Annotated in this window: 23 protein-coding genes, 1 tRNA gene and 1 other RNA gene; 16 read left to right on the forward strand and 9 right to left on the reverse strand. The window is 73.1% G+C overall.

Annotated features, from left to right (window positions below; all coding sequences use genetic code 11):
- Positions 1-8: 8 nt before the first annotated feature.
- Positions 9-641 (forward strand): HAD family hydrolase, encoded by a 633-nt coding sequence (locus BMY04_RS01720; RefSeq protein WP_170853944.1) that lies wholly within the window; start codon positions 9-11, stop codon positions 639-641.
- A 208-nt stretch (positions 642-849) separates the two neighbouring features.
- On the opposite strand, the gene ffs is transcribed toward BMY04_RS01720, so the two are convergent.
- An RNA gene (gene ffs / locus BMY04_RS01725) (signal recognition particle sRNA small type) lies at positions 850-946 on the reverse strand.
- A gap of 105 nt (positions 947-1051) precedes the next feature.
- Here ffs and BMY04_RS01730 point away from each other — a divergent pair.
- Positions 1052-1139, forward strand: a tRNA-Ser gene (locus tag BMY04_RS01730).
- On the opposite strand, the gene BMY04_RS01735 is transcribed toward BMY04_RS01730, so the two are convergent.
- From BMY04_RS01735 to BMY04_RS01750, 4 genes are all read right to left on the reverse strand, one after another.
- On the reverse strand, positions 1110-1466 hold the full coding sequence (locus BMY04_RS01735) for a hypothetical protein (protein ID WP_091177391.1): 357 nt from the start codon (positions 1464-1466) through the stop codon (positions 1110-1112). The two genes, BMY04_RS01730 and BMY04_RS01735, sit on opposite strands and share 30 nt — an antisense overlap.
- Before the next feature lie 115 nt (positions 1467-1581).
- Positions 1582-2118, reverse strand: a complete 537-nt coding sequence (locus BMY04_RS01740) for a mismatch-specific DNA-glycosylase (protein ID WP_091177392.1) — start codon at positions 2116-2118, stop codon at positions 1582-1584.
- A gap of 81 nt (positions 2119-2199) precedes the next feature.
- Complete coding sequence (locus tag BMY04_RS01745) at positions 2200-2781, reverse strand: DUF1349 domain-containing protein (RefSeq protein WP_091177393.1); 582 nt, start codon at positions 2779-2781, stop codon at positions 2200-2202.
- 111 nt (positions 2782-2892) lie between these two features.
- Positions 2893-3798, reverse strand: coding sequence for a fatty acid desaturase family protein (locus BMY04_RS01750; protein ID WP_232506037.1), 906 nt, complete (start codon positions 3796-3798; stop codon positions 2893-2895).
- 347 nt (positions 3799-4145) lie between these two features.
- Here BMY04_RS01750 and cls point away from each other — a divergent pair, with 347 nt between their 5' ends.
- Positions 4146-5609 carry a cardiolipin synthase gene (gene cls, locus BMY04_RS01755; protein ID WP_091177395.1) on the forward strand — a complete coding sequence of 488 codons (1464 nt, stop codon included), beginning with the start codon at positions 4146-4148 and terminating at the stop codon, positions 5607-5609.
- A gap of 39 nt (positions 5610-5648) precedes the next feature.
- On the opposite strand, the gene BMY04_RS01760 is transcribed toward cls, so the two are convergent.
- Positions 5649-6296 carry a response regulator transcription factor gene (locus tag BMY04_RS01760; RefSeq protein ID WP_091177396.1) on the reverse strand — a complete coding sequence of 216 codons (648 nt, stop codon included), beginning with the start codon at positions 6294-6296 and terminating at the stop codon, positions 5649-5651.
- A 154-nt stretch (positions 6297-6450) separates the two neighbouring features.
- On the opposite strand from BMY04_RS01760, the gene BMY04_RS01765 reads away from it, so the two are divergent.
- A complete protein-coding gene (locus BMY04_RS01765; protein ID WP_091177397.1) occupies positions 6451-7365 on the forward strand; it encodes a sigma-70 family RNA polymerase sigma factor in 915 nt (304 codons plus the stop codon).
- 111 nt (positions 7366-7476) lie between these two features.
- Here BMY04_RS01765 and BMY04_RS01770 read toward each other — a convergent pair whose 3' ends face one another.
- Entirely contained in the window at positions 7477-8244 is a 768-nt protein-coding gene (locus tag BMY04_RS01770; RefSeq protein WP_091177398.1) for a dienelactone hydrolase family protein, read from the reverse strand.
- 167 nt (positions 8245-8411) lie between these two features.
- Here BMY04_RS01770 and trpS point away from each other — a divergent pair, with 167 nt between their 5' ends.
- From trpS to BMY04_RS01800, 6 genes are all read left to right on the forward strand, one after another.
- Positions 8412-9509 (forward strand): tryptophan--tRNA ligase, encoded by a 1098-nt coding sequence (gene trpS / locus BMY04_RS01775; protein WP_232506097.1) that lies wholly within the window; start codon positions 8412-8414, stop codon positions 9507-9509.
- A gap of 155 nt (positions 9510-9664) precedes the next feature.
- Entirely contained in the window at positions 9665-10099 is a 435-nt protein-coding gene (locus BMY04_RS01780) for a hypothetical protein (protein WP_139209702.1), read from the forward strand.
- A 107-nt stretch (positions 10100-10206) separates the two neighbouring features.
- A complete protein-coding gene (locus BMY04_RS01785) occupies positions 10207-10443 on the forward strand; it encodes a TraR/DksA family transcriptional regulator (protein WP_091177400.1) in 237 nt (78 codons plus the stop codon).
- Positions 10444-10601: 158 nt separating this feature from the next.
- Positions 10602-11165, forward strand: a complete 564-nt coding sequence (locus BMY04_RS01790) for a hypothetical protein (RefSeq protein ID WP_139209703.1) — start codon at positions 10602-10604, stop codon at positions 11163-11165.
- Positions 11158-11493 (forward strand): winged helix-turn-helix domain-containing protein, encoded by a 336-nt coding sequence (locus BMY04_RS01795; protein WP_091177402.1) that lies wholly within the window; start codon positions 11158-11160, stop codon positions 11491-11493. Before BMY04_RS01790 ends, BMY04_RS01795 begins: the two co-directional genes overlap by 8 nt.
- 33 nt (positions 11494-11526) lie before the next feature.
- Entirely contained in the window at positions 11527-12972 is a 1446-nt protein-coding gene (locus BMY04_RS01800; protein ID WP_198409879.1) for a deoxyribodipyrimidine photo-lyase, read from the forward strand.
- A gap of 70 nt (positions 12973-13042) precedes the next feature.
- On the opposite strand, the gene BMY04_RS01805 is transcribed toward BMY04_RS01800, so the two are convergent.
- Both BMY04_RS01805 and BMY04_RS23495 read right to left on the reverse strand, forming a co-directional pair.
- Complete coding sequence (locus tag BMY04_RS01805) at positions 13043-13666, reverse strand: maleylpyruvate isomerase N-terminal domain-containing protein (RefSeq protein ID WP_091177403.1); 624 nt, start codon at positions 13664-13666, stop codon at positions 13043-13045.
- Positions 13663-14160, reverse strand: a complete 498-nt coding sequence (locus BMY04_RS23495; protein ID WP_091177404.1) for an OsmC family protein — start codon at positions 14158-14160, stop codon at positions 13663-13665. Before BMY04_RS23495 ends, BMY04_RS01805 begins: the two co-directional genes overlap by 4 nt.
- A 170-nt stretch (positions 14161-14330) precedes the next feature.
- Here BMY04_RS23495 and BMY04_RS01815 point away from each other — a divergent pair, with 170 nt between their 5' ends.
- The 6 genes from BMY04_RS01815 to BMY04_RS01840 all read left to right on the forward strand — a co-directional run bounded on the left by BMY04_RS01815 (position 14331) and on the right by BMY04_RS01840 (position 19859).
- Complete coding sequence (locus BMY04_RS01815) at positions 14331-16379, forward strand: bifunctional copper resistance protein CopD/cytochrome c oxidase assembly protein (RefSeq protein WP_091177405.1); 2049 nt, start codon at positions 14331-14333, stop codon at positions 16377-16379.
- Positions 16376-16990, forward strand: coding sequence for a hypothetical protein (locus tag BMY04_RS01820; protein WP_091177406.1), 615 nt, complete (start codon positions 16376-16378; stop codon positions 16988-16990). Before BMY04_RS01815 ends, BMY04_RS01820 begins: the two co-directional genes overlap by 4 nt.
- Before the next feature lie 82 nt (positions 16991-17072).
- Entirely contained in the window at positions 17073-17669 is a 597-nt protein-coding gene (locus BMY04_RS01825) for a copper resistance CopC family protein (RefSeq protein ID WP_091177407.1), read from the forward strand.
- 3 nt (positions 17670-17672) lie between these two features.
- Positions 17673-18497 carry a DsbA family protein gene (locus BMY04_RS01830; RefSeq protein ID WP_091177408.1) on the forward strand — a complete coding sequence of 275 codons (825 nt, stop codon included), beginning with the start codon at positions 17673-17675 and terminating at the stop codon, positions 18495-18497.
- The gene (locus BMY04_RS01835) at positions 18490-19233 is read left to right on the forward strand and encodes a vitamin K epoxide reductase family protein (protein WP_198409880.1); all 744 of its coding nucleotides are present in this window, start codon (positions 18490-18492) and stop codon (positions 19231-19233) included. Before BMY04_RS01830 ends, BMY04_RS01835 begins: the two co-directional genes overlap by 8 nt.
- A gap of 431 nt (positions 19234-19664) precedes the next feature.
- Positions 19665-19859, forward strand: a complete 195-nt coding sequence (locus BMY04_RS01840) for a hypothetical protein (protein WP_091177409.1) — start codon at positions 19665-19667, stop codon at positions 19857-19859.
- Positions 19860-19872: the final 13 nt, after the last annotated feature.

The raw sequence follows: 19872 nt of genomic DNA on the forward strand, positions 1-19872 counted from the left end.
TGGGGCGTGTGAGTGCACCCGTCCGAGCCGTCCTGTTCGACTGCGACGGGGTGCTGCAGCGCCCCGCCAACGACTGGGCCGGGGAGATCGGCCGCCTCACCGGCCTGTTCGGTGACGACCTCGACGACTTCCTCGACGCCATCAGCACGGCCGAGCAGCCGGTGCTCGACGGTTCGCGCCCGTACGCCGACGTCCTCGCCGAGGTCCTGCGCGACCACAGCCTCGAGGTCGGCGCCACCGAGCTGCTCGACGTCTGGCAGCACCTCTTCGTCGACCCCTTCATGCTCGAGGCCGCCCGCGAGCTGCAGGACAGCGGGATCCGCTGCGCGCTCGGGACCAACCAGCACCGCGAGCGGGCCGCGTACATGCGCCGCGAGCTCGGCTACGCCGCGGTCTTCGACCCGATGATCATCTCGGCGGAGATCGGTGCGGCGAAGCCCGACCCGGAGTTCTTCCGCACCGCCGTGGCGCAGATCGGCCTGCCGGCCGGGCAGGTGCTGTTCGTCGACGACGTGCGGGCCAACGTGGAGAGCGCACGTTCCGTGGGGCTGGTCGCCGAGCAGTTCGCCAAGGACGCCGGGCGCCCCGAGCTCGACCGCATCCTCGCCCTGCACGGGCTCGCGGACCGCCTCGCGGCCTGAGGCTGTCGAGGTTCGCTGAGCCTGGCGGCGTTCCCTGGCCCGGGGACGTTCCCTGAGCCTGTCGAAGGGCCCGGGACGGGTTGACGTCGCCTCTTGTGCCGACGACGCCGACCTCTTCGAGGCCCTTCGACAAGCTCAGGGATCGCTTCCCGGGTTCTTCGACAAGCTCAGGGAGCGCTTCCATCGCGCATCAACCAGGTCCGGGAGAAGAAAGAGCCCCCCGCGCACCCGGCAGAGCTCACTGACCCTTGCTGCCGTCAAGCCCTGGGGGAGTTGGGTGAGGTGCCGCCACGCGGGGGACCGGCCACCACTGTACGCGAGCCCGACGGCACCCGCCGCCACCGGCCGGGCCGGGACGGTCGGGACGAACGCGTTCGGACGTGGTCGCGCCAGCAGGTAAGGTTCCGCGCGGAGGATTCGCCTAGAGGCCTATGGCGCTCGCTTGGAAAGCGGGTTGGGTTCACGCCCTCACGAGTTCGAATCTCGTATCCTCCGCCACCACCGGGGCCGCCCGTCCGACGGCCGCCTCGGCCTCGGCGGCCGGGTCCAGGACCAGCCGACCCAGAGCGCCAGGAACACGCTGCTCACGAGGCTGTGCAGCAGCGCGTCCACGGTGAACGGCGACCCCGGGCGACCGGTGACCAGGTGGACCACGCTGCCCAGCACGACCGCGAGCGCCAGGCCCACCCCGGTACCGACGAGGAAGCGCACGAGCCTCACCCGCGGCGGGTACGGGCTCGGCTCCTCGTCGGGGCCGTACCAGGTGCCCTCGCGCTTGGCCTTGGCCACGCGCGCCTCCCAGTCCGTGGGCGGTCGTTCGTCCATGGCCCCCTCCGGCTCGCGGTGCCGACCACCCTGCCAGGCCGGAGGCCGACCGGGAGCCTCGCCCGAGAACTTCTGCACGGTTGACCACACCAGAGGTGGACTTCGCAGCAGAAGGTCAGCCGCGCGCCTCGAGGTGCTCGAGGAAGTCCGCCAGGTCGGTCCACAGCGCCAGCCGGAGCGCGAGCGGCATCCCGTTGTTGGCGCCGGAGGGACCGGGCAGCACGAAGGCCGGGATCCCTGCGACCGTCCACCCCAGCTCGCCGTAGCCCTGCGGCAGCCGCTCCCCCGCCCCGCGGGCGTACCAGGTCGCCGCCGTCTTGCTCACGAACGCGACCGCGCGCGGAGCTGCCGCACGGAGCACGCGGTCGAGCTCGTGGCGGTGCACCAGCACCTCCGGCTCCTGCCCGGCGTGCTGGACGCGCTCGATCACGAGATCGGTGAGCCCGACGCCGAGCGCGGGCAGCCGGTCCACCGAGTCCGGTCCGAGCCGCTCGTCGACGAGCCCGCTGCCCTGCAGCAGCTCGTAGAAGCGGTTGCCGGGACCGGCGTAGTACTGCGCGGGTCGCGTGTGCCGGCCCACCGTGCCGACCACCACCACGCGGAGGCCGGGGCGCAGGAGCGAACGGTCGGGCGTGGTGCTGGAGGAGGCCATGGCCTGTCCATCCCACCAGACGCCGGACCGGAGGGAATCTGACCGCGTCTCCCCGACCCGATCGCCTCCGATGTCTCGGCGTCAGTGCAGCGAAGAGTCCGGCTCGCCCACGGCGTGCCCGGTGAACGTCACCGTCAGGCCCGCGCGCGTCGGCGCCGCCATCAGCAGACCGCCCGCGACTGACGCGTCGGGGTCGAGGTGGGCCAGACGAACCAGCCGGTACGGCTCGTCGTCGACCCGGGCGCGGATCGTCACGGCATCACCGGAACGGCTCGCGCGCACCGTGACCACCTGGCCGGCCCACTCGGGGACGGGCGCGACCGACCAGTCGGACGTCTGGTGCGTCACGACGGCACCGACCCAGGGCACGCCGTCGGAGAACTCGACGCCCGCCTTGATCCACTCGTCCGCGCCCGCGCGCAGGAACAGCCCGGCCTGGTCGAACTGCTCGGCGTAGTCGAGCCGGAACGAGACCTCCAGCCCGAACTCACCCGGCAGCTCCTCCACGAGCGCGTGCTCGGAGTCGTGGACGAACCCGTACGACGTCGTCCGCCAGGCGTCGCTCCCCTCGACCGCGGTCACCCGGAGCTCGGCGCCGTCGAGGCGGACCGCCTCGGGCTCGTGCGTCCAGGTCCCGCGCCCGACCAGCTCCTGCAGGCTCATGCGCGTCCCTCCGTCGGCCGGAGACCCACGCTACAAACCGCCGAGACGCCCTCGCCCCTCACCCGTCGCGGGGTGAGGGGCGAGCAGCCGAGACCGTGAGCCCGACGCCGATCAGCCGAAGCGCATGCTCCGTGCGGCCGGGCAGTCGAACGGGTCGCGCGCGGCCAGGCCGACCGTGCGCAGGTGACCGAGGACCGAGCGGTAGGCGACGGCCAGGTTGGTCTCGGTGTACGGCACGTCGAGCACGCGGCAGTGCTCGCGCACCATCTTGCGGGCGGCCCGCAGGTGCGGCCGCGGCATGCTCGGGAAGAGGTGGTGCTCGACCTGGTGGTTGAGCCCGCCCATGAGGGCGCTCATCCAGATGCCGCCGCGGATGTTGCGCGAGGTGCGGACCTGCTTGGAGAGGAAGTCGAGCTTGGCGTCGGCCGGGACGATCGGCATGCCCATGTGGTTCGGGGCGAAGGTGCCGCCCATGTAGAGGCCGAACACGGCGAGCTGCACGCCCAGGAACGCGGCCGCGAGGCCGACCGGGAAGATCCACAGGAGCAGCGCCACCCAGAGGGCGAGGCGCAGCACCAGGGCCACGAGCTCGCGACGGCGGCCGGGGCGCGGCCCGCCGCGGACGAGCGAGCGCACCGAGTGCAGGTGCAGGTTGACGCCCTCGAGGAGCAGCAGCGGGAAGAAGAACCACGCCTGGCGCCGGGTGAACCAGCCGACCAGGCCGCGCTTCGTCGCCGCGTCCTCCGCGGTGAAGGACACGGCGTCGACGGCGATGTCCGGGTCCTTGCCGACGCGGTTCGGGTTGCCGTGGTGGCGCGTGTGCTTGCTCATCCACCAGCTGTAGCTGATGCCCGCGAAGCCGACCGCGAGCAGCCGGCCGCCGTGGTCGTTGGCGCGGTTGGAGGCGAAGATCTGCCGGTGCGAGGCCTCGTGGCCGAGGAAGGCGAACTGCGTCAGCACGAGCCCGAGCGCCCCGGCCATCAGCAGCTGCAGCCAGGAGTGGTCGAGCAGCGCCATGCCGGTGGCGATCCCGACCAGGGCGAGCAGCAGACCCGTGAAGACCAGACCGTAGAACCACCGGGTCCGACCGAGCAGACCTGCGTCGCGGACGTCGGCGATCAGCGTGGTGAAGCTCCGCGTGTGGGCCTGGTTCGCGAGCCGCGCCGTCGCTCGTGCGGGCGCGACGGCAGGGATGGTGGTGGCGATGACGTCTCCTGAGTTCGGTCGGGGCTTCTCAGCCGGGACGCAAGCAGAAATCGAGGAGTCGTGACGCGACCGATGCTCACCAGATGATTCGAGGTTAGCGGGGACACCTGTGCCCAGGCTGGGCGCCGACCCTGGCTCGCCCCCGATAGGTTGCGCCCGTGTTCGACCTCCTGAGCGGCTTCAGCGGCACCGGGCTGCTGGTGGGCCTGGAGATCGCGCTGATCCTCGTGGCACTCGTCATCACCCCGCGCAACCGCCCGCCGAGCTCCGCCCTCGCGTGGGTGCTGCTGATGGCCCTGATCCCGCTGCTCGGCATCGTGCTCTTCTTCCTGATCGGCAGCCCCCGGCTCCCGCAGAGCCGGCGCGAGAAGCAGCAGAACATGGACACCCTGATCGAGGAGGCCGCCCGTGCGGTGGGACCGGTGCGGCCGGGCGAGGACGCGCCGGCGTGGTTCCCGTCGGTCTCGACGCTCGTGGACCGGGTCGGGGCGATGCCGCTGCTGCAGGACAACGACGCGCGCATGGTCATGGGCTTCGAGGAGCAGCTGCGCACGCTGGTCGCGGCCGTCGACGGCGCCGAGCGCTACGTGCACTCGGAGTTCTACATCACCATCCGCGACGCGACCACCGAACCGTTCTTCGCGGCGCTGGAGAAGGCCGTCGCCCGCGGCGTGACCGTACGGCTGCTGCTCGACCACATGGGCACCCGGCCCTACCCCGGCTACCGCAAGACGCTCAAGGCGCTGACCGCGATGGGCGTCGTCTGGCACCTGATGCTGCCGGTGCAGCCCCTCAAGGGCCGCTGGCAACGGCCCGACCTGCGCAACCACCGCAAGCTCATGGTCGTCGACGGCGACGTCGCCTACGTCGGCTCGCTGAACATGATCGACCCCAGCTACGACAAGCGCGGCAACAAGCGGCGGGGCCTGCAGTGGGTCGACGAGCTCTGCGAGGTGCACGGCCCGGTCGTGCACGAGGTCGACGCGCTCTTCGTCACCGACTGGTACTGCGAGACCGACGAGCTGCTGGACAGCTCGCGCGAGCAGGCCTCCGACGCCCAGCGCTCCGGCGAGCTGCTGGCCCAGGTCGCGCCGAGCGGCCCGGCGTACGACCAGGAGAACAACCTGGCGCTGTTCAACAGCCTGCTCTACCACGCGGAGCGGCGGATCAGCATCACGAGCCCGTACTTCGTGCCCGACGAGTCCCTGCTCGCCTCGATCACCACCGCCGCCCGTCGCGGGGTGGACCTCGAGCTGTTCGTGGGCGAGATCGGCGACCAGTTCATGGTCTTCCACGCGCAGCACTCGTACTACTCCGAGCTGCTGGCGGCGGGCGTGAAGATCTACCTCTACCCGAAGCCGCACATCCTCCACTCCAAGCACGTCTCCATCGACGACCAGGTCGCCGTGATCGGCTCGTCGAACATGGACATCCGCAGCTTCCAGCTCGACCTCGAGGTGATGCTGATGGTCTGCGGGCGCACGTTCGTCGACCAGGTCAAGGCCGTCGAGGACGAGTACCGCCGCCTCTCGCGCCGCCTCGACCAGGGCGCCTGGGAGCAGCGCGGCTTCTGGCGCAGCGTGATCGACAACCTGATGCGGCTGACCTCAGCCGTCCAGTAGCCGGTCCGCCGACCGCCGCTCAGGCGGTCGCGCGACTCGTCAGCGCCACATCCCGTGCCGGCTCTCCCCCGGCACGAAGCCGTGCCGGACACCCCACAGCACGGCCTGCGTACGGCTCGAGACGCCGATCTTGCGGTAGATCGTGCGCACGTAGGACTTGATCGTGTTGGGGCTGAGGAACGTGATCGAGGCGACCTCGGCGTTGCTCCTGCCCTGCGTGATCAGCGCCAGGATCTCCGACTCCCGGTCGCTCAGGCCCTCGGCCCGCCCGGGCCAGTCCAGCCCGGTCGCGCTGCGGGCCCGGCCGGGCGGCTCGCTGACCACCGACTCTCCCGCGGCCACCCGCTCCAGGCTGGCGACCAGGTCGCGCGCCGGCAGGGCCTTCGACAGGTAGCCGTGGACCCCGATCTCCTGCGCCTGCTCGACCAGCCGGGGGTGGAAGTTCCAGGTGTAGACGACGGTGCGTCCGGCGAGGGGGTTGTCGAGGAACAACCTCAGGTCGGCCGTGTCGCTCTCGGGTTGGGCGAAGGCGTCGTACAGAACGATGTCGACGGGTCGGTCGACGGTGGAGTCGGTCGAGAGCTCCGCGACCTGCACGCGGTCGGGGTACTGCTCGAGCATCCGGGCCACGCCGAGCACGACCACGTCGTAGTCGTCCACCACGGCCACGCTGATCGGTCGGGACATATCGGCACCCTACCCACCTTGGGGTGTACCCAACCGCCCCTGAGGGGGGCTTGACTCGAGGACATGATGAGTTGTTGTGACCAGCCTGTGCTGATGGTCCTGCGCGGGGGCCCGGCACTGCTCGCCGGGGGTGTCAGAGCCAGAGGTCCGCGGCGTGCGGGCTGAGGGCGAGGGCGTCGAGCTGCCGCTCGACAGCCTGCTGGAGGTCGCACCCCGCGGCACGAAGCGCGTCGACGAGCTCATCGGCCACGACCTCGGCCAGCGGCCCGCGCGCGACCTGAACACTCCCCCGCGCGGTCGCGAGCGCGAGGCCGAGCGCGAACGGACCGCGGACCTCATCGGTCTGCTCGGCGGGGCGACCCCGGACGAGCGGCGGATGATCCGCGACGAGGTAGTGACGCTGCACCTGTGGCTCGCGACGAGCGCTGCGCGCCGCTACGGCCCCCGCAGCGAGTACGACGACCTGGTCCAGGTCGCGCGGGGCGGGCTGGTCGAGGCGTTCGACCGCTACGACCCGAGCCAGACCACGTACGCCTACTTCGCCTGGGTGACGATGACGGGTCTGCTGCGGCGCTACCTGCGCGACCACGGCTGGTCGGTTCGGCCGCCGCGCTCGGTCCAGGAGGCGGCGAACGTGCTGCGCGGGGCCGTCCCCGACCTCTCCCAGGAGATCGGCCGGCCACCCACGACGGCCGACCTCGCCGCCCACCTCGGCTGGACCACGCAGGCCGTGGAGGACGCGAAGACCGCGGAGCTCGGGCTGCACGCGACGAGCATCGACGCCCTCGTCGGCGACGCCTGGATGCCGGAGCACCCGCCGGAGTGGAACGTCGTCGAGACCCGCGTGCTGCTGCACCACGCGCTGCGGAGCCTCACCGACGCCGAGCGCGACCTGCTGCGGATGCGGTTCCTCGAGGAGATGACGCAGTCGCAGATCGCCGCCGTCGTCGGCGTGACGCAGATGCAGGTGTCGCGTCTGCTCTCGCGGCTGATGACCAAGATGCGCGGGCTGATCGGCGAGCTGGACGGCGACGGCGACGTCGACGAGCTCGACCCCGCGGGGGCCTGAGGCCGCTCCTCCGCGCCCAGCACGCGCTGCCGGTCGCCGGCGCGCGCACGCCGGGACCGGCTACCGCCCGGCGGCCGCCGCACCGCTCGGTGCGACGGCCGCGGGTGGGTCCTAGAGGACCTCGGCGAAGAAGTTCTTCATCGCCTGCCAGCTGCGCGCCTCGGCGACCGCCTGGAACTGCGCGCCGTGGTCCGGCGCATTCGCACCCGGGATGGTGAAGGCGTGCATGGCGCCGGAGTACGTGACGACCTGCCAGTCCAGCGACGGCACGCGGCGCAGCTCGTCGGTGAACGCGTCGACGGCCTCGGGCGGCACCACCGGGTCGACCGCGCCGGTGAGCACGAGGATCTTGGCGCGGATCTGCTCGGCCTCACCCTCGGGCCCCGTCGAGAGGCCGCCGTGGAAGGTCACGACGCCCTTGAGGTCGGCGCCCGTCCGGGCCAGCTGCAGGACCCCGGAACCGCCGAAGCAGTAGCCGATCGCGGCGACGCGGGACGTGTCGACGCCGGGCTGGGCGAGCAGCTGCTCCAGGCCCGCCGCGAGCCGGGACCGGAAGAGCTCCTGGTCGCCGTAGAAGCGACCGGCGACCTGCGGCGCCTCCTCGTCGCTCGGGCGGGTGTCGGCGCCGAAGATGTCGGCGGCGAAGGCCACGTAGCCCAGCCGGGCCAGCATGTCGGCCCGGAACCGTGCGGCGTCGGTGACGCCGAGCCAGTCGTGGACCACGAGCACGGCGGGGTGCGTCGCGTCGTCGTCGGGACGGGCGACGTAGCCGGAACAGGCGGTGCCGTCGACGTCGTACGCCACCTCGGCGGAGGTGGTGCCCTGCGCGGGCACGGGCTCGCGGTCGAGGATGGCGGTCTGCTCTGGGGTGTAGGGCACAGGTGCTCCTTGAGGTGCGGTGGAGGGGTGGCCTCGCCGGAGGAACGCGAACGGCCGTCGCCCATCTCAGCATTAGGGTGGGAACCCGTCGTGAGCGGTCGGCGCGCGGCACGAGCGAGCGAGGAGCACTCCCGGTGACGGACGTCAGCACGAGCGACGAGACCCAGGTGGACGTCGAGACGGCCTCGGAGTCGGAGTCGAGCTCGTACGACGCCGCGCAGCGCCGCTCCCGACAGATCGAGGCCGACCTGGCCGGCGACGCCGGGCGCTACCGGATGCTCACCGGCGACCGGCCGACCGGTCGGCTGCACATCGGGCACTACTTCGGTTCGCTGGCCAACCGGGTCCGGCTCCAGGAGCTCGGCGTCGACTCGTGGATCGTCATCGCCGACTACCAGGTGATCACCGACCGCGACGGCGTCGGCCCCATCCGCGAGCGCGTCCTCTCGCTGCTCGTGGACTACCTCGCCGTGGGCCTCGACCCCGCCCGCAGCACGATCTTCACCCACTCGGCGGTCCCGGCGCTGAACCAGCTGATGCTGCCCTTCCTCTCGCTCGTCACCGACTCCGAGCTGCGCCGCAACCCGACCGTGAAGTCCGAGCTCGCCGCCAGCCAGCGCCCGATGTCGGGGCTGATGCTCACCTACCCGGTCCACCAGGCGGCCGACATCCTCTTCTGCAAGGCCAACGTCGTGCCGGTCGGCAAGGACCAGCTCCCCCACCTGGAGCAGACGCGGGTCGTGGCGCGGCGGTTCGACGAGACGTACGGCCGCGGTTCGCTGAAGGCACCGGTCTTCCCGCAGCCGGACGCGCTGCTGTCGGAGGCCCCGAACATCCTCGGCACCGACGGCACCAAGATGAGCAAGTCGCGCGGCAACACCATCGAGATCGGCATGACCGCCGACGCGACGGCCAAGATCATCAAGCGCGCGGTGACCGACTCCGACCGGAACATCACCTACGACCCGCAGGGCCGTCCCGAGGTCGCCAACCTGCTGCTGCTGGCGGCGCTCTGCACCGGCCGCACGCCGCAGAGCTGGGCCGACGAGATCGGCGACGGCGGCGCCGGCCGGCTCAAGGCGGTCGTGACCGAGGCCGTGAACTCCACGTTCGCGCCGATCCGCGAGCGGCGGGCCGAGCTCGAGGCCGACCCCGGCCACCTGCTGCGGGTGCTGGCGGAGGGCAACGCGCGCGCGAACGCGGTCGCCGAGGCCACCCTCGACGAGGTCCGCGAGGCGATGGGGATGGCGTACGACCTGGCCTGACCGGCCCGCCCGGAGCACCCCTCCGCGCCAGGCGGGGCCGTCGTCGTCAGGACGGGGTGGCACCATCGGTCCTCGCGGGTCGTTCTCGACCTGACGTGCAGCGAGCTCGGCAGTGAAGTTCGGCGATTCGACGAAGACTCGACGAAGAGGTGCCCATGCGGGTGGATATCCGAAGTGGCGGCGACGGTGTCGCCTGCTGGAACGGCGACGCGGTGCGCGCCTTCGCCGGCAAGGCGAGCGAGCGCGAGGAACGGCTCGCCGCCGCCAACCCCGACCTGGTGGTGACGCAGGGCCAGGTCAAGTGCTACGGCTGCGAGGTCATGGAGCACGGCTACGGGACGCGCTGCACGGCCGTCATGACGCTGACCCTCTACAGCGTGGAGGGCGAGATCGCGCCGCGCGAGGCCGACGCCAAGGGTTCGCTGCTCGACATCCCCGGCCTGGTCAGCAAGATCGAGACGCCGGCGGAGCTCGACACCGCGCCGGCGGCCGCCACGGCCCCCACCCCGGGCCGCTCCGAGCCTGCGTCCGGTCGTCCCGAACCTGCCCCGTCGGTCCGGGGCGGGCTGCGCCGCCTCATCGGGCGCTGAGCGGCACCGACCCCGCGCGGCTCCTCGACGAACGGGTCGCCGCCGCCCGGGCGCAGGAGGCCGCGCTCGCGGCGGCGATCGAGCAGACGCGCGACGCGCGGCTGCTCATGTTCAGCGACGACGAGCACGACCCGGAGGGGTCGACCGCCTCGATGGACCAGGTCCGCGACACCGCCCTGCTGGCGACCGTCCGACGAACGCTCGCCGAGCTGCTCGCGGCCCGCGAGCGTCTCGACGCCGGGGCGTACGGGGTGTGCGAGTCGTGCGGCCGCCCGATCGCGCCCGAGCGGTTGGAGGCCCGCCCCGGGGCGCGGACGTGCGTCGCCTGCGCCGCCCGGCGCTGATCGCCGTCCCTTCCGCGCGGAAGGTCGCCCGGCTCCCCCTCCGCAGCCCGTCCGGGCTGCTCCGGGAACGTTGGAGAGCGTGGCCCGGATCGAGTACGTGCGAGGTTTGCGTCGCAGACCGGTTTGACATTCCGTGAAGAAGGAGCAGACTGGTCTGCATGACAAACCAGATGCAGCAGAGCACGGAGGACCTCCGGCGCACCGCCGCCGTCGCGGCCGACTACGAGGTGCTGCAGGGCCTGATCACCGCGAGCACCGGCGTCGGTCTGGTGGTCTGGGCGTTCGGCTCCTCGACCTGGGCGACCATCGTGATCGCCCTCGGTGTGGCGGTCGGGGTCGGCTACTACCAGAAGCGCTTCGGCAAGGCCGTCAGCCGGCACTCCGCACTCCTCACCATCGCGTACGCGCTGGTCGCCGTCGTGGTCTGCGGGACGGCCTACTCGATCGACCGCGCGCTCGGCCTGCCGGTGCTGGTGCTCCCCCTCGCCGCAGGCGCCCTCCTGGCCGTGGGCTACCGGTGGGGCTACCGCCACGTCGGCGTCGGCCCGGCCCACTGGGTGGCCCTGGCGGTCGTGGTGCTCAGCGCGTTCGCCCCGCTGGTCGGGCTCGACGGCCTCCGCGAGCGGGTCGGCCTGTTCTCGCTCGGGCTCGCGCTGGTCGTCGTAGGACTCGTCGACCACGCCCGTCTCGTGGCGTCGATGAAGCCGGTGCCGCGTGACTGAGGCGGAGCGCGACCAGGCCCCGCCGGCCCCCGACTTCGACGTCGACCGCCTCGTCCACGAACCCGCCCGGCTCGGCATCCTCACGGTGCTGTCGTCGGTGCGGAGCGCGGAGTTCCTGTTCCTGCAGAGCACGCTGGGCCTGAGCAAGGGCAACCTGTCGAGCCACCTCGGCAAGCTGGAGCAGGGCGGCCTGGTCGAGATCACCAAGAAGTTCGTCGGGAAGAAGCCGCAGACGAGCGCTGCGCTGACCCCGGCGGGGTTGGAGGCGATCGGCCGCTACTGGCGCCAGCTCGACCACCTGCGCGGCCTTGGCGGACCGGGCGCGTGATCCGCGCCGGCGCCGGGAGGCGAAGGTAGTGCCGTGAGCCCGAAGCAGACCAAGAACGCGGTCCCGGACGACGTCTACCCCGGCATCCAGGCGGAGCGGGTGCAGAGCCTGAACGACGACGCGGTAGCCGAGGACGGCGCGTACGTCCTCTACTGGATGCAGCAGGCCCAGCGCACCGAGCTGAACCACGCCCTCGAGTACGCGGTCCGGCGCGCGAACGACCTAGGGCAGCCGCTGCTGGTGGCCTTCGGCCTGATGGACGACTACCCCGAGGCCAACCGGCGCCACTACCACTTCATGGTCCAGGGCCTGGTCGACGTGGAGCAGGCCCTGGCGAAGCGGCACATCACCTTCGTCGTCCAGCGCGGCAACCCCGCCGACGTCGCGCTGCGGCTCGCCAAGGACGCGAGCGTCGTCGTCTGCGACCGCGGCTACCTCCGCCCGCAGCGCGAGTGGCGCGAGAAGGTGGCGGAGCAGGCCGGCCGCTCGGTGGTGCAGGTCGAGAGCGACGTGGTCGTCCCCGTGGAGCTCGTCTCGGACAAGAAGGAGTCCGCCGCCCGGACCATTCGGCCCAAGATCACCCGGCATCTCGACCGCTTCCTGGTGCCGCTGCCGAAGGCGACGCTCAAGGACACCGGGTCCCCGAAGGCCGACGGCGAGGACCTCTCGGACGTCGACGCGCTGCTCGACCGGCTGGGGCTCGACGACGACGTCCCCGTCGTGCCCCTGTTCACCGGTGGGACGAGCGCCGGCAAGAAGGTGCTCCGCGACTTCCTGCGCGACCACTTCGACGTCTACGCCGAGCACCGCAACCAGCCGCAGACCTCGGACGTGTCGCACATGAGCAAGTACCTGCACTTCGGCCAGCTGTCGCCGGTCTACATCGCCCTCGAGGCGCAGGAGATGCCGGCGAGCGAGAACCGCGACGACTTCCTCGAGGAGCTGATCGTCCGGCGCGAGCTGCCGATGAACTTCGTCTACTACGAGCCGCGCTACGACGCGTACGCCGCGATCCCCGACTTCGCGCGCACGACGCTGAGCGAGCACGAGGACGACGAGCGCGAGCACGTCTACACCCGCGCCCAGCTCGAGGACGCCGAGACGCACGACGAGTACTGGAACGCCGCGATGCGGGAGATGAGGGCCACCGGCTACATGCACAACTACATGCGCATGTACTGGGGCAAGAAGATCCTCGAGTGGTCGAGCACGCCGCAGCACGGCCACGCCACCACGCTCTACCTCAACAACAAGTACTTCCTCGACGGCCGCGACGCGAACTCCTTCTCCAACGTCGCCTGGGTCTACGGCCAGCACGACCGCGGCTGGACCGAGCGGGAGGTCTTCGGCAAGGTCCGCTACATGAACGCCGCCGGCCTCGAGCGCAAGGCGAAGCCGAAGGAGTACGTCGCCAAGGTCGACGAGCTCGAGCGCGAGGTCGCGGAGAAGTCCGAGGGCAGGCCAGGCCACGCTCCCTGAGCCTGTCGAGGGCCGCCAGGGCGGGCCCGAGCCCGACGACGAGCTCAGCGGACGTGCGTGTGCACCGCCGTCAGCGCACCACGACCAGGTCCGCCGGCCAGTCGGCGCGCCCGGTGAGGGTGAGCAGCAGGTCCGTCCCGCGCCCCTGGTCGAGGACGGCGGCGGTCGCCAGGGTGGCGGTCTCGCGCAGCGCGGCCGCGGGGACGTCGGGGTCGAGGCCGAGGGCTCCGGCGACATCGAGGCTGTGGACGACCAGCTCGAAGGTCCGGGTGGGCAGGTAGGAGACCAGCCGCATGCCGCCGCCGATCGTCTCCACCAGCGTCGACGGGTCGGCGGCCCGCACCCGCGTGACCGCGCGGTCCGCGGTGGTCGACACCCACGCGTACGGGTCGTCGCCGAGCTCCTGCCCGGCGCTCACGCCGCGGGCGAAGACCGCGTCGCCGTCGGACTTCCCGGCGCCGCGCAGGTAGGCCGCGGCCGTCGGCAGGTCCTCCTGCTGCGCGGGCCGGTCGAGGTAGGTGGTCACGGTCACGAGCGCACGCGCCGTGTGCCCGACCAGCGCACGCAGGTCCCAGCGACCGAGCCCCGGCCGGTCCCAGCCGCCGTCGACGCGCCCGACCAGATCGACGAACGCCCCGGTCGCCGCCTCGAAGGCCTCCAGCACCGGCGCCGCCGGACCCTCCCAGCCGCTCATCGCGCCACCTCCCTCTCTGCCGTGCCCTGGACCGTGCCCTGCACCGTCACCGTCGCCTCGTGCCGCACCGGAAAGCTCACCGACGACGCGATGAAGCACGCGTCGTGGGCGGGACCGTGCAGCGCCTCCGCCTGCTCGACCATCGACGCGTCGGCGACCACCACCTCGGGCCGCAGCACGGCCTCGGTGAAGTGCCCGCCCATCCCCTCCTGGCTCATCGTGGCCGCGGCGTGGTCGGTGTAGGACGTCACGACCACGCCCGCCCGGGCGCAGAAGGACAGGTACGACAGCAGGTGGCACTCCGAGAGGGCGGCCAGCAGGAGCAGCTCGGGGTTCCACAGGGCCGGGTCGCCGCGGAACGGCCGGTCCGCCGACCCCACCAGCACCGGCCGGCCCGGCGCGACGACCTCGTGGCGGCGCGCGTACGTGCGGTAGTCGCGCGTGCCGCCCGGGTCGGCCCAGGTCAGCTGCGTCGCGTAGCGGTGCTCGGCCACGGGGCCGACAGTAGCGAGGCCCGTCCCCCGAACGCTCGCTGAGCCCGTCAGGGAGCGTTCCGCCGCGACGCGCCGCCCGCCGGCAGGGGTTCCTACACTGGGCGGGTGGGCGCGACGGCAGGGACGGGGCAGGGTCGCGCGCGCCCGTACGTCTGCGCCGGTCTGCGCTGATGGCGAGCACCACGGCCACGCGGCCGGCCGCGCGCAGCACCGAGGAACCGACCGGCTCCGGGCGGCTCGTCCTCGTCACCGCGGGTGCCGTCGCGGTCGTCGTGGCCCTCGTGCTCCTCGGCACGACCGGCGCGCTGGCCGCGCCGAGCGCCGGGCTGCTCGACCCGGGCCCGCTGACCCGCTACGGACTGCCGGCCGCGCGCGCCGTGCACGACACGGCCGCCTCGCTGACCGTCGGCCTGCTCGTGCTGGCCGCCTGGACCGTCGCCCCGGCGCCCGGGAAGAGCGTCGACAGCCTCGCCGGCCCCCGCCGCTCGATGGTCCGGGCCGCGACCGTGTCGGCGCTGGTCTGGGCCGGGGCCGCCGTGGTCGTGCTCGTCCTCACCGCCGCCGACGTCGCCGGGTTCTCGCCGTCGCAGCCCGGCTTCAGCCTGGTCTTCTTCTCCTTCACCTCCCAGCTGGAGCTCGGTCGGGCGCTGCTGGTGAGCCTGCTGCTCGTCCTGCTGGTGGCCGTGCTCTGCACCCTGGCCACGCGCGTCGTCGCGGTCGCCTGGGCCGCCGTCGTCGCCGTCCTCGCGGTCCTGCCGCTCTCGCTCGCCGGCCACGCCGGCGGCACGGACAACCACATGACGGCCGTCGACAGCCTCGCGCTGCACCTGGTCGGCGTCGTGGTCTGGGTGGGAGGGCTCGGCGCGCTCGTCCTCACCGGCGGCCGGCTCGGCGACCAGCGGGCGGCGGTCGTACGCCGCTACTCGGGCCTGGCGGCCGCCTGCTTCGCCCTGGTCACCGTCTCGGGCCTCGTGAACGCCGCGCTCCGGGTCGGCTCGTTCGCCGGCCTCGCCACCCCGTACGGCCTCCTCGTCGTCGGCAAGGTGGCCGCGCTCGCGCTGCTCTTCGTCGCCGGCCTCGCGCACCGGCGCCGGACCATCCCGCGCCTGGGCACCGACCGTTCCGCGTTCGCGCGTCTGGCCGCGGTCGAGCTGCTGGTCATGGGCGCGACGCTCGGCCTGGCCGTCGCCCTGTCGCGCTCCGCACCGCCGGTGCCCGAGACGCCGGACACCGCGGACCGGGTGGCGTCGCTGCTCGGCTACCCCGCGCCGGCGCCCTTCACCGTCGGGCGCTACCTGACCGCGTTCTACCCCGAGCTCCTCTGGCTGGTCGTCGCGCTCGTGATGCTCGGCCTCTACCTCGCCGGCGCGCTCAAGCTGCACCGCCGCGGCGACCGCTGGCCCCTGCAGCGGACCCTCTTCTGGACCCTCGGCTGCCTGGCGCTGGTCTACGTGACCAGCGGCGGGCCGGGCGTGTACGGACGGCTGGGCTTCAGCCTGCACATGGTCCAGCACATGGCGCTGATGGTGCTGGTGCCCTTCCTGCTCGTCTTCGGCGCGCCGATCACGCTGGCCCTGCGCGCCCTGGACGCGCGGCGCGACCGCAGCTTCGGCCCGCGCGAGACGCTGCTGCGCCTCATCCACGCACCGGTGCTCAAGTTCCTGGGCAACCCCGTCGTCACCGCCGCGCTCTTCACCGGCGGCCTGACCGTCTTCTACTACACGCCCCTGTTCGGCCTGGCCCTGGCGACGCACACGGGCCACGTGCTGATGACGGCGCACTTCCTGCTCACCGGCTACCTGTTCGTCTGGTCGCTGGTGGGCCTCGACCCGGGCCCGGAGCGGCCGCCGTACGCGTTCCGGCTGCTGATCCTGCTCGTCACGCTGGCCTTCCACGCGTTCTTCGGCATCGCCCTGATGTCCGGCTCCGCGCTGCTGGCGCCCGACTGGTGGTCGGCGCTCGGCCACACCGACACCGCGGCGCTGGTCGCCGACCAGCAGCGCGGCGGTGCGATCGCCTGGGGCGCGGGCGACCTCCCCTCGCTCGCGCTGGGCGTGGCCCTGCTCGCCGGGTGGCTCCGCAGCGACCGGCAGACCAGCAGGCGGCTCGACCGCCAGGCCGACCGCGACGACGACGCCGAGCTCAAGGCCTACAACGCCCGGCTGAGCGCGCTGTCGACGGCGCGCGAGAGCCGCCGCCCCTCGGAGCCGGCGGAGTGAGCGGCTCCCGGGCCGCGTCGGCCTCCACGGCGCTGACGGGCGCGGGCCGTGCTGCCCGGGTCGGGCTGCTCGGCGGCGGTTCGTTGCTGCTCGCCACGGCCGCCCACGTCTCCGGCGGGGGGTCGCTGCCCGGACCGGGGGTGCTCGTCGTCGCGGGCTTCGTGCTCGGGCTGGTGGCGCTGCTGCTGACGCGGCGCCGCGTACGCCTCCCGGTCGTCCTGGCCACGCTCGTGCCCCAGCAGGTCGCCCTGCACGTGCTGCTGGACGCCGCGGCCTCGGCCGCCGGGGGCTGCACCCCGGTCCAGGCCGCGCACCACGCGATGGCCACCCTGACCTGCATGCCGACCCACGGCATGGGCCCGATGGGCTACGCGTGGCCCATGTTCGTCGGTCACGTCGTCGCCACGCTGGGGACCGCCTGGCTGCTCGCCCGCGGCGAGGCCTGGTGCTGGCGCCTGGCCGAGCGCGTCACCCGGGCCGCCCTCGTCCAGCCGGGCGCCCGTCCGAGCCGGCGCCGCGCCCGACCGGTCGTCGAGGCCCTCGTGGGCGCCCTGCCCCGGCGTACGCCGGGCCCCCACGGCTCACGGGCCCCACCCCTGTCCTTCGCGTAGCCGACGTCCGCCGTCCCGACGGCGGGCACCCACGCCCCTCCGGCCCTGCCGTGGGCGCCGACCGCTTCGACGAAGGATCCGCATGCCTCGCTCCACGAGCTCCACCGCACCTCCCGGCCGGCCGCGGCCGGCCCGCCGCGTCCTCGCCACCCTGGGCGCCGGCCTCGCCCTCGCCCTCGCCCTCGGCGCGCCCGCGTACGCGCACGACGAGCTCACCGCCAGCAACCCGACCGACGGCGACTCGCTCGGCCACCCGCCCGCGCAGGTCGTGCTGACCTTCGAGGAGGCGCCCGTCGACCTCGGCCTGCAGGTCGTCGTGACCGGCCCCGACGGCCCCGTCTCCGCCGGCGCCCCGCGCATCGAGGGCACGACCGTCGTGCAGGACGTGCAACCCTCGGCCCCCGCCGGTCGTTACACCGTGGAGTGGCGCGTGACGTCGGACGACGGGCACCCCGTGTCCGGGCGGTTCGGCTTCAGCGCGCAGGCCGCCGGCACCGGTGCGACGCCGGGGGCCACGGCAGCGCCGACCTCGGCCGCGACCCCGGCACCCGCCGAGGCCCCTCGTCGCGAGCCGCTCATCCCGTCGTGGGCGTGGATCATCGGCGGCGTGATCGTCATCGTGGCCGCGGTCCGGCTCAACCGGCGCTCCGCCGCCGCGAACAAGCAGCAGGAGGACTGAGAGATGGCGAAGACCGCCAGCACCAAGCCGGGCGGCCGGAACGACCCCGCCGCCTCCGACCGCCGTCGCCAGGCCCGGGCCGCCCAGCAGGCCGCCCTGGCCCGGGCCAAGCGGCGCCGCACCCTCACCCAGGTGGCCATCATCGGCGGCGTCGCCGTCGTCGTCATCGCCATCGTCGCCACGGCGGTCCTGCTCGGCCGGCGGGGCTCGACCCCGGCCGCCGACGGCACGGCCGGCGGTGCACCGTCCTTCAGCGGCACGACGAACGTCGGCTCCGGCGCCTCCGTGCCGCTCGCCATCGGGGGCAGCGACGTCCCGAACGGCGTCCGCGTCGGCAAGACGGACGCCAAGGTCACCATGGACCTCTGGGTCGACTACTCCTGCCCGCACTGCCAGGAGTTCGAGGGGCAGAACAACGCCACGATCACCGACCTCGTCGCCTCCGGCAAGCTCGCGGTGACCTACCACAACATCCAGATCGTCACCGACTACGGCACCGAGGCCGGCAGCGCCTCGGCCTGCATGGCGGTGCACGACCCGGGCGCGTGGCCGGCCTTCAACGCGGCGCTGTACGCCAACCACACCGCCGGGACCGACGGTTGGGGGCCGAGCGACTTCGCCTCGTTCGCCGCCTCGAACGGCGCCGGCGACGCGACGCAGAAGTGCATCACCGACGCTCCGTACAAGGACTGGATCAGCCAGAACACGGCGGCCTCGGTGAAGGCCGGCGTGACGGGGACGCCGACGATGTTCATCGACGGCGCCAAGACCGACACCCTCTCCGGCCAGGCCCTCGTCGACCGCGTGAACTCGCTGGCCAGTGCCTGAGCCCGAGACCCGCTCGACCCTGGTCGACCGGGAGGCCGCGCGCGTCGTCGAGCCGGAGCCCGCGGTCGAGCCGGAGCTCCCGGTCGAGCCCGACGACGAGGACGAGGGCGTCGGACCGGCCGGCTCCGTCGGCCCCGTCCCCGCGGCGGGACGCGGCGTCGGCGTGCTCATGGTCGTGGCCGGGGCCCTCGGGCTGCTGGCGGCGATGGTGCTCACCATCGACCGGTTCAAGCTCCTGGAGGACCCGAACACGCAGCTGGCGTGCAACCTCAGCCCGTTCATCGCCTGCGGCCCGGTCATGCAGTCCCGGGCCGGTGCGCTGTTCGGCTTCCCCAACCCGCTGCTCGGCATCATCGGCTTCTCGGTCGTCCTGACGACCGGGGTGCTGCGCGCGGCCGGGGTGGCGCTGCCGCGGTGGTTCCACCGCGGGATGCAGGTCGGGGTGCTGCTGGCGGCCGTCTTCATCACGTGGCTGCAGACGCAGTCGCTCTACGTGATCGGCGCCCTGTGCCTGTGGTGCATGCTCGTCTGGTCGGTGACCATCCCGCTCGCCGTGGCCGTGACCCTCGAGAACGCGGCGACCGGCCGGCTCGGGACCGGCCTGCAGCGCCTCGGCACCCGGCTGCGGCCCTGGACGGTGACGGTCGTCGCGGTCTGGTACCTGGTGGTGCTCGCCGCGATCGGGCTGCGCTTCTACCGCGAGTTCGCCCTCTACTGGTTCGGGGTCGCGCTCTAGCCGCGCACCCGACGACCAGCCGTGCAGCTCATGGACAGCCGCACACCCGGCAGGGTGTGCGGCTGTCGGCTGCCCCCGTCCGGACGGCGCGGAAAACCCTTTGCGAGGCCGTACGGCGCTCGCCTAACGTCCTTCCTGACGCCGGACCGCGGCGTCACCCAGACGTCGAGGAGGTGAGCCCCGGGATGCCGATGACCATCGTGCGTGGAGACCACGCCGCCCTCGTGACCCGGGCACCGTTCCTCGGCTGCCGCCGAGACTGATCCGGCGCCACCCGCGCGGCTGACGGCCGCGCGCACCGGCGACCGCAACGGTCGCCCTCGTCCTCGCGACGACTCGTCACACCGCTGACCTGGCGGGCGCACGCCCTGAGCCCGGTCGACCCCGCGCGCCCGGAGCCGCTCCTGCGCGCCTCCACGAAGGAACCTCAGATGAACCCGCATGTCCCTCTCGGCAGCCTGGGCACCCCCGGCCTGCCGCTGAGCTCGTACGAGCAGCTCGTGTCCCCGAGCCGCACCAACCTGCCCTGGCCGGCGGAGCGACCGCCGCGTCCGGGCCCGACCCCCCGTCGCGGCCTCCTGCGCCGCGTCGGCCGCCTGCCCCGGCTCGTCGTCGGGGCCCGCTGACCCGCTACCTCGG

The sequence above is a fragment of the Microlunatus flavus genome (assembly GCF_900110855.1).
Taxonomy (GTDB): Bacteria; Actinomycetota; Actinomycetes; order Propionibacteriales; family Propionibacteriaceae; genus Microlunatus; species Microlunatus flavus.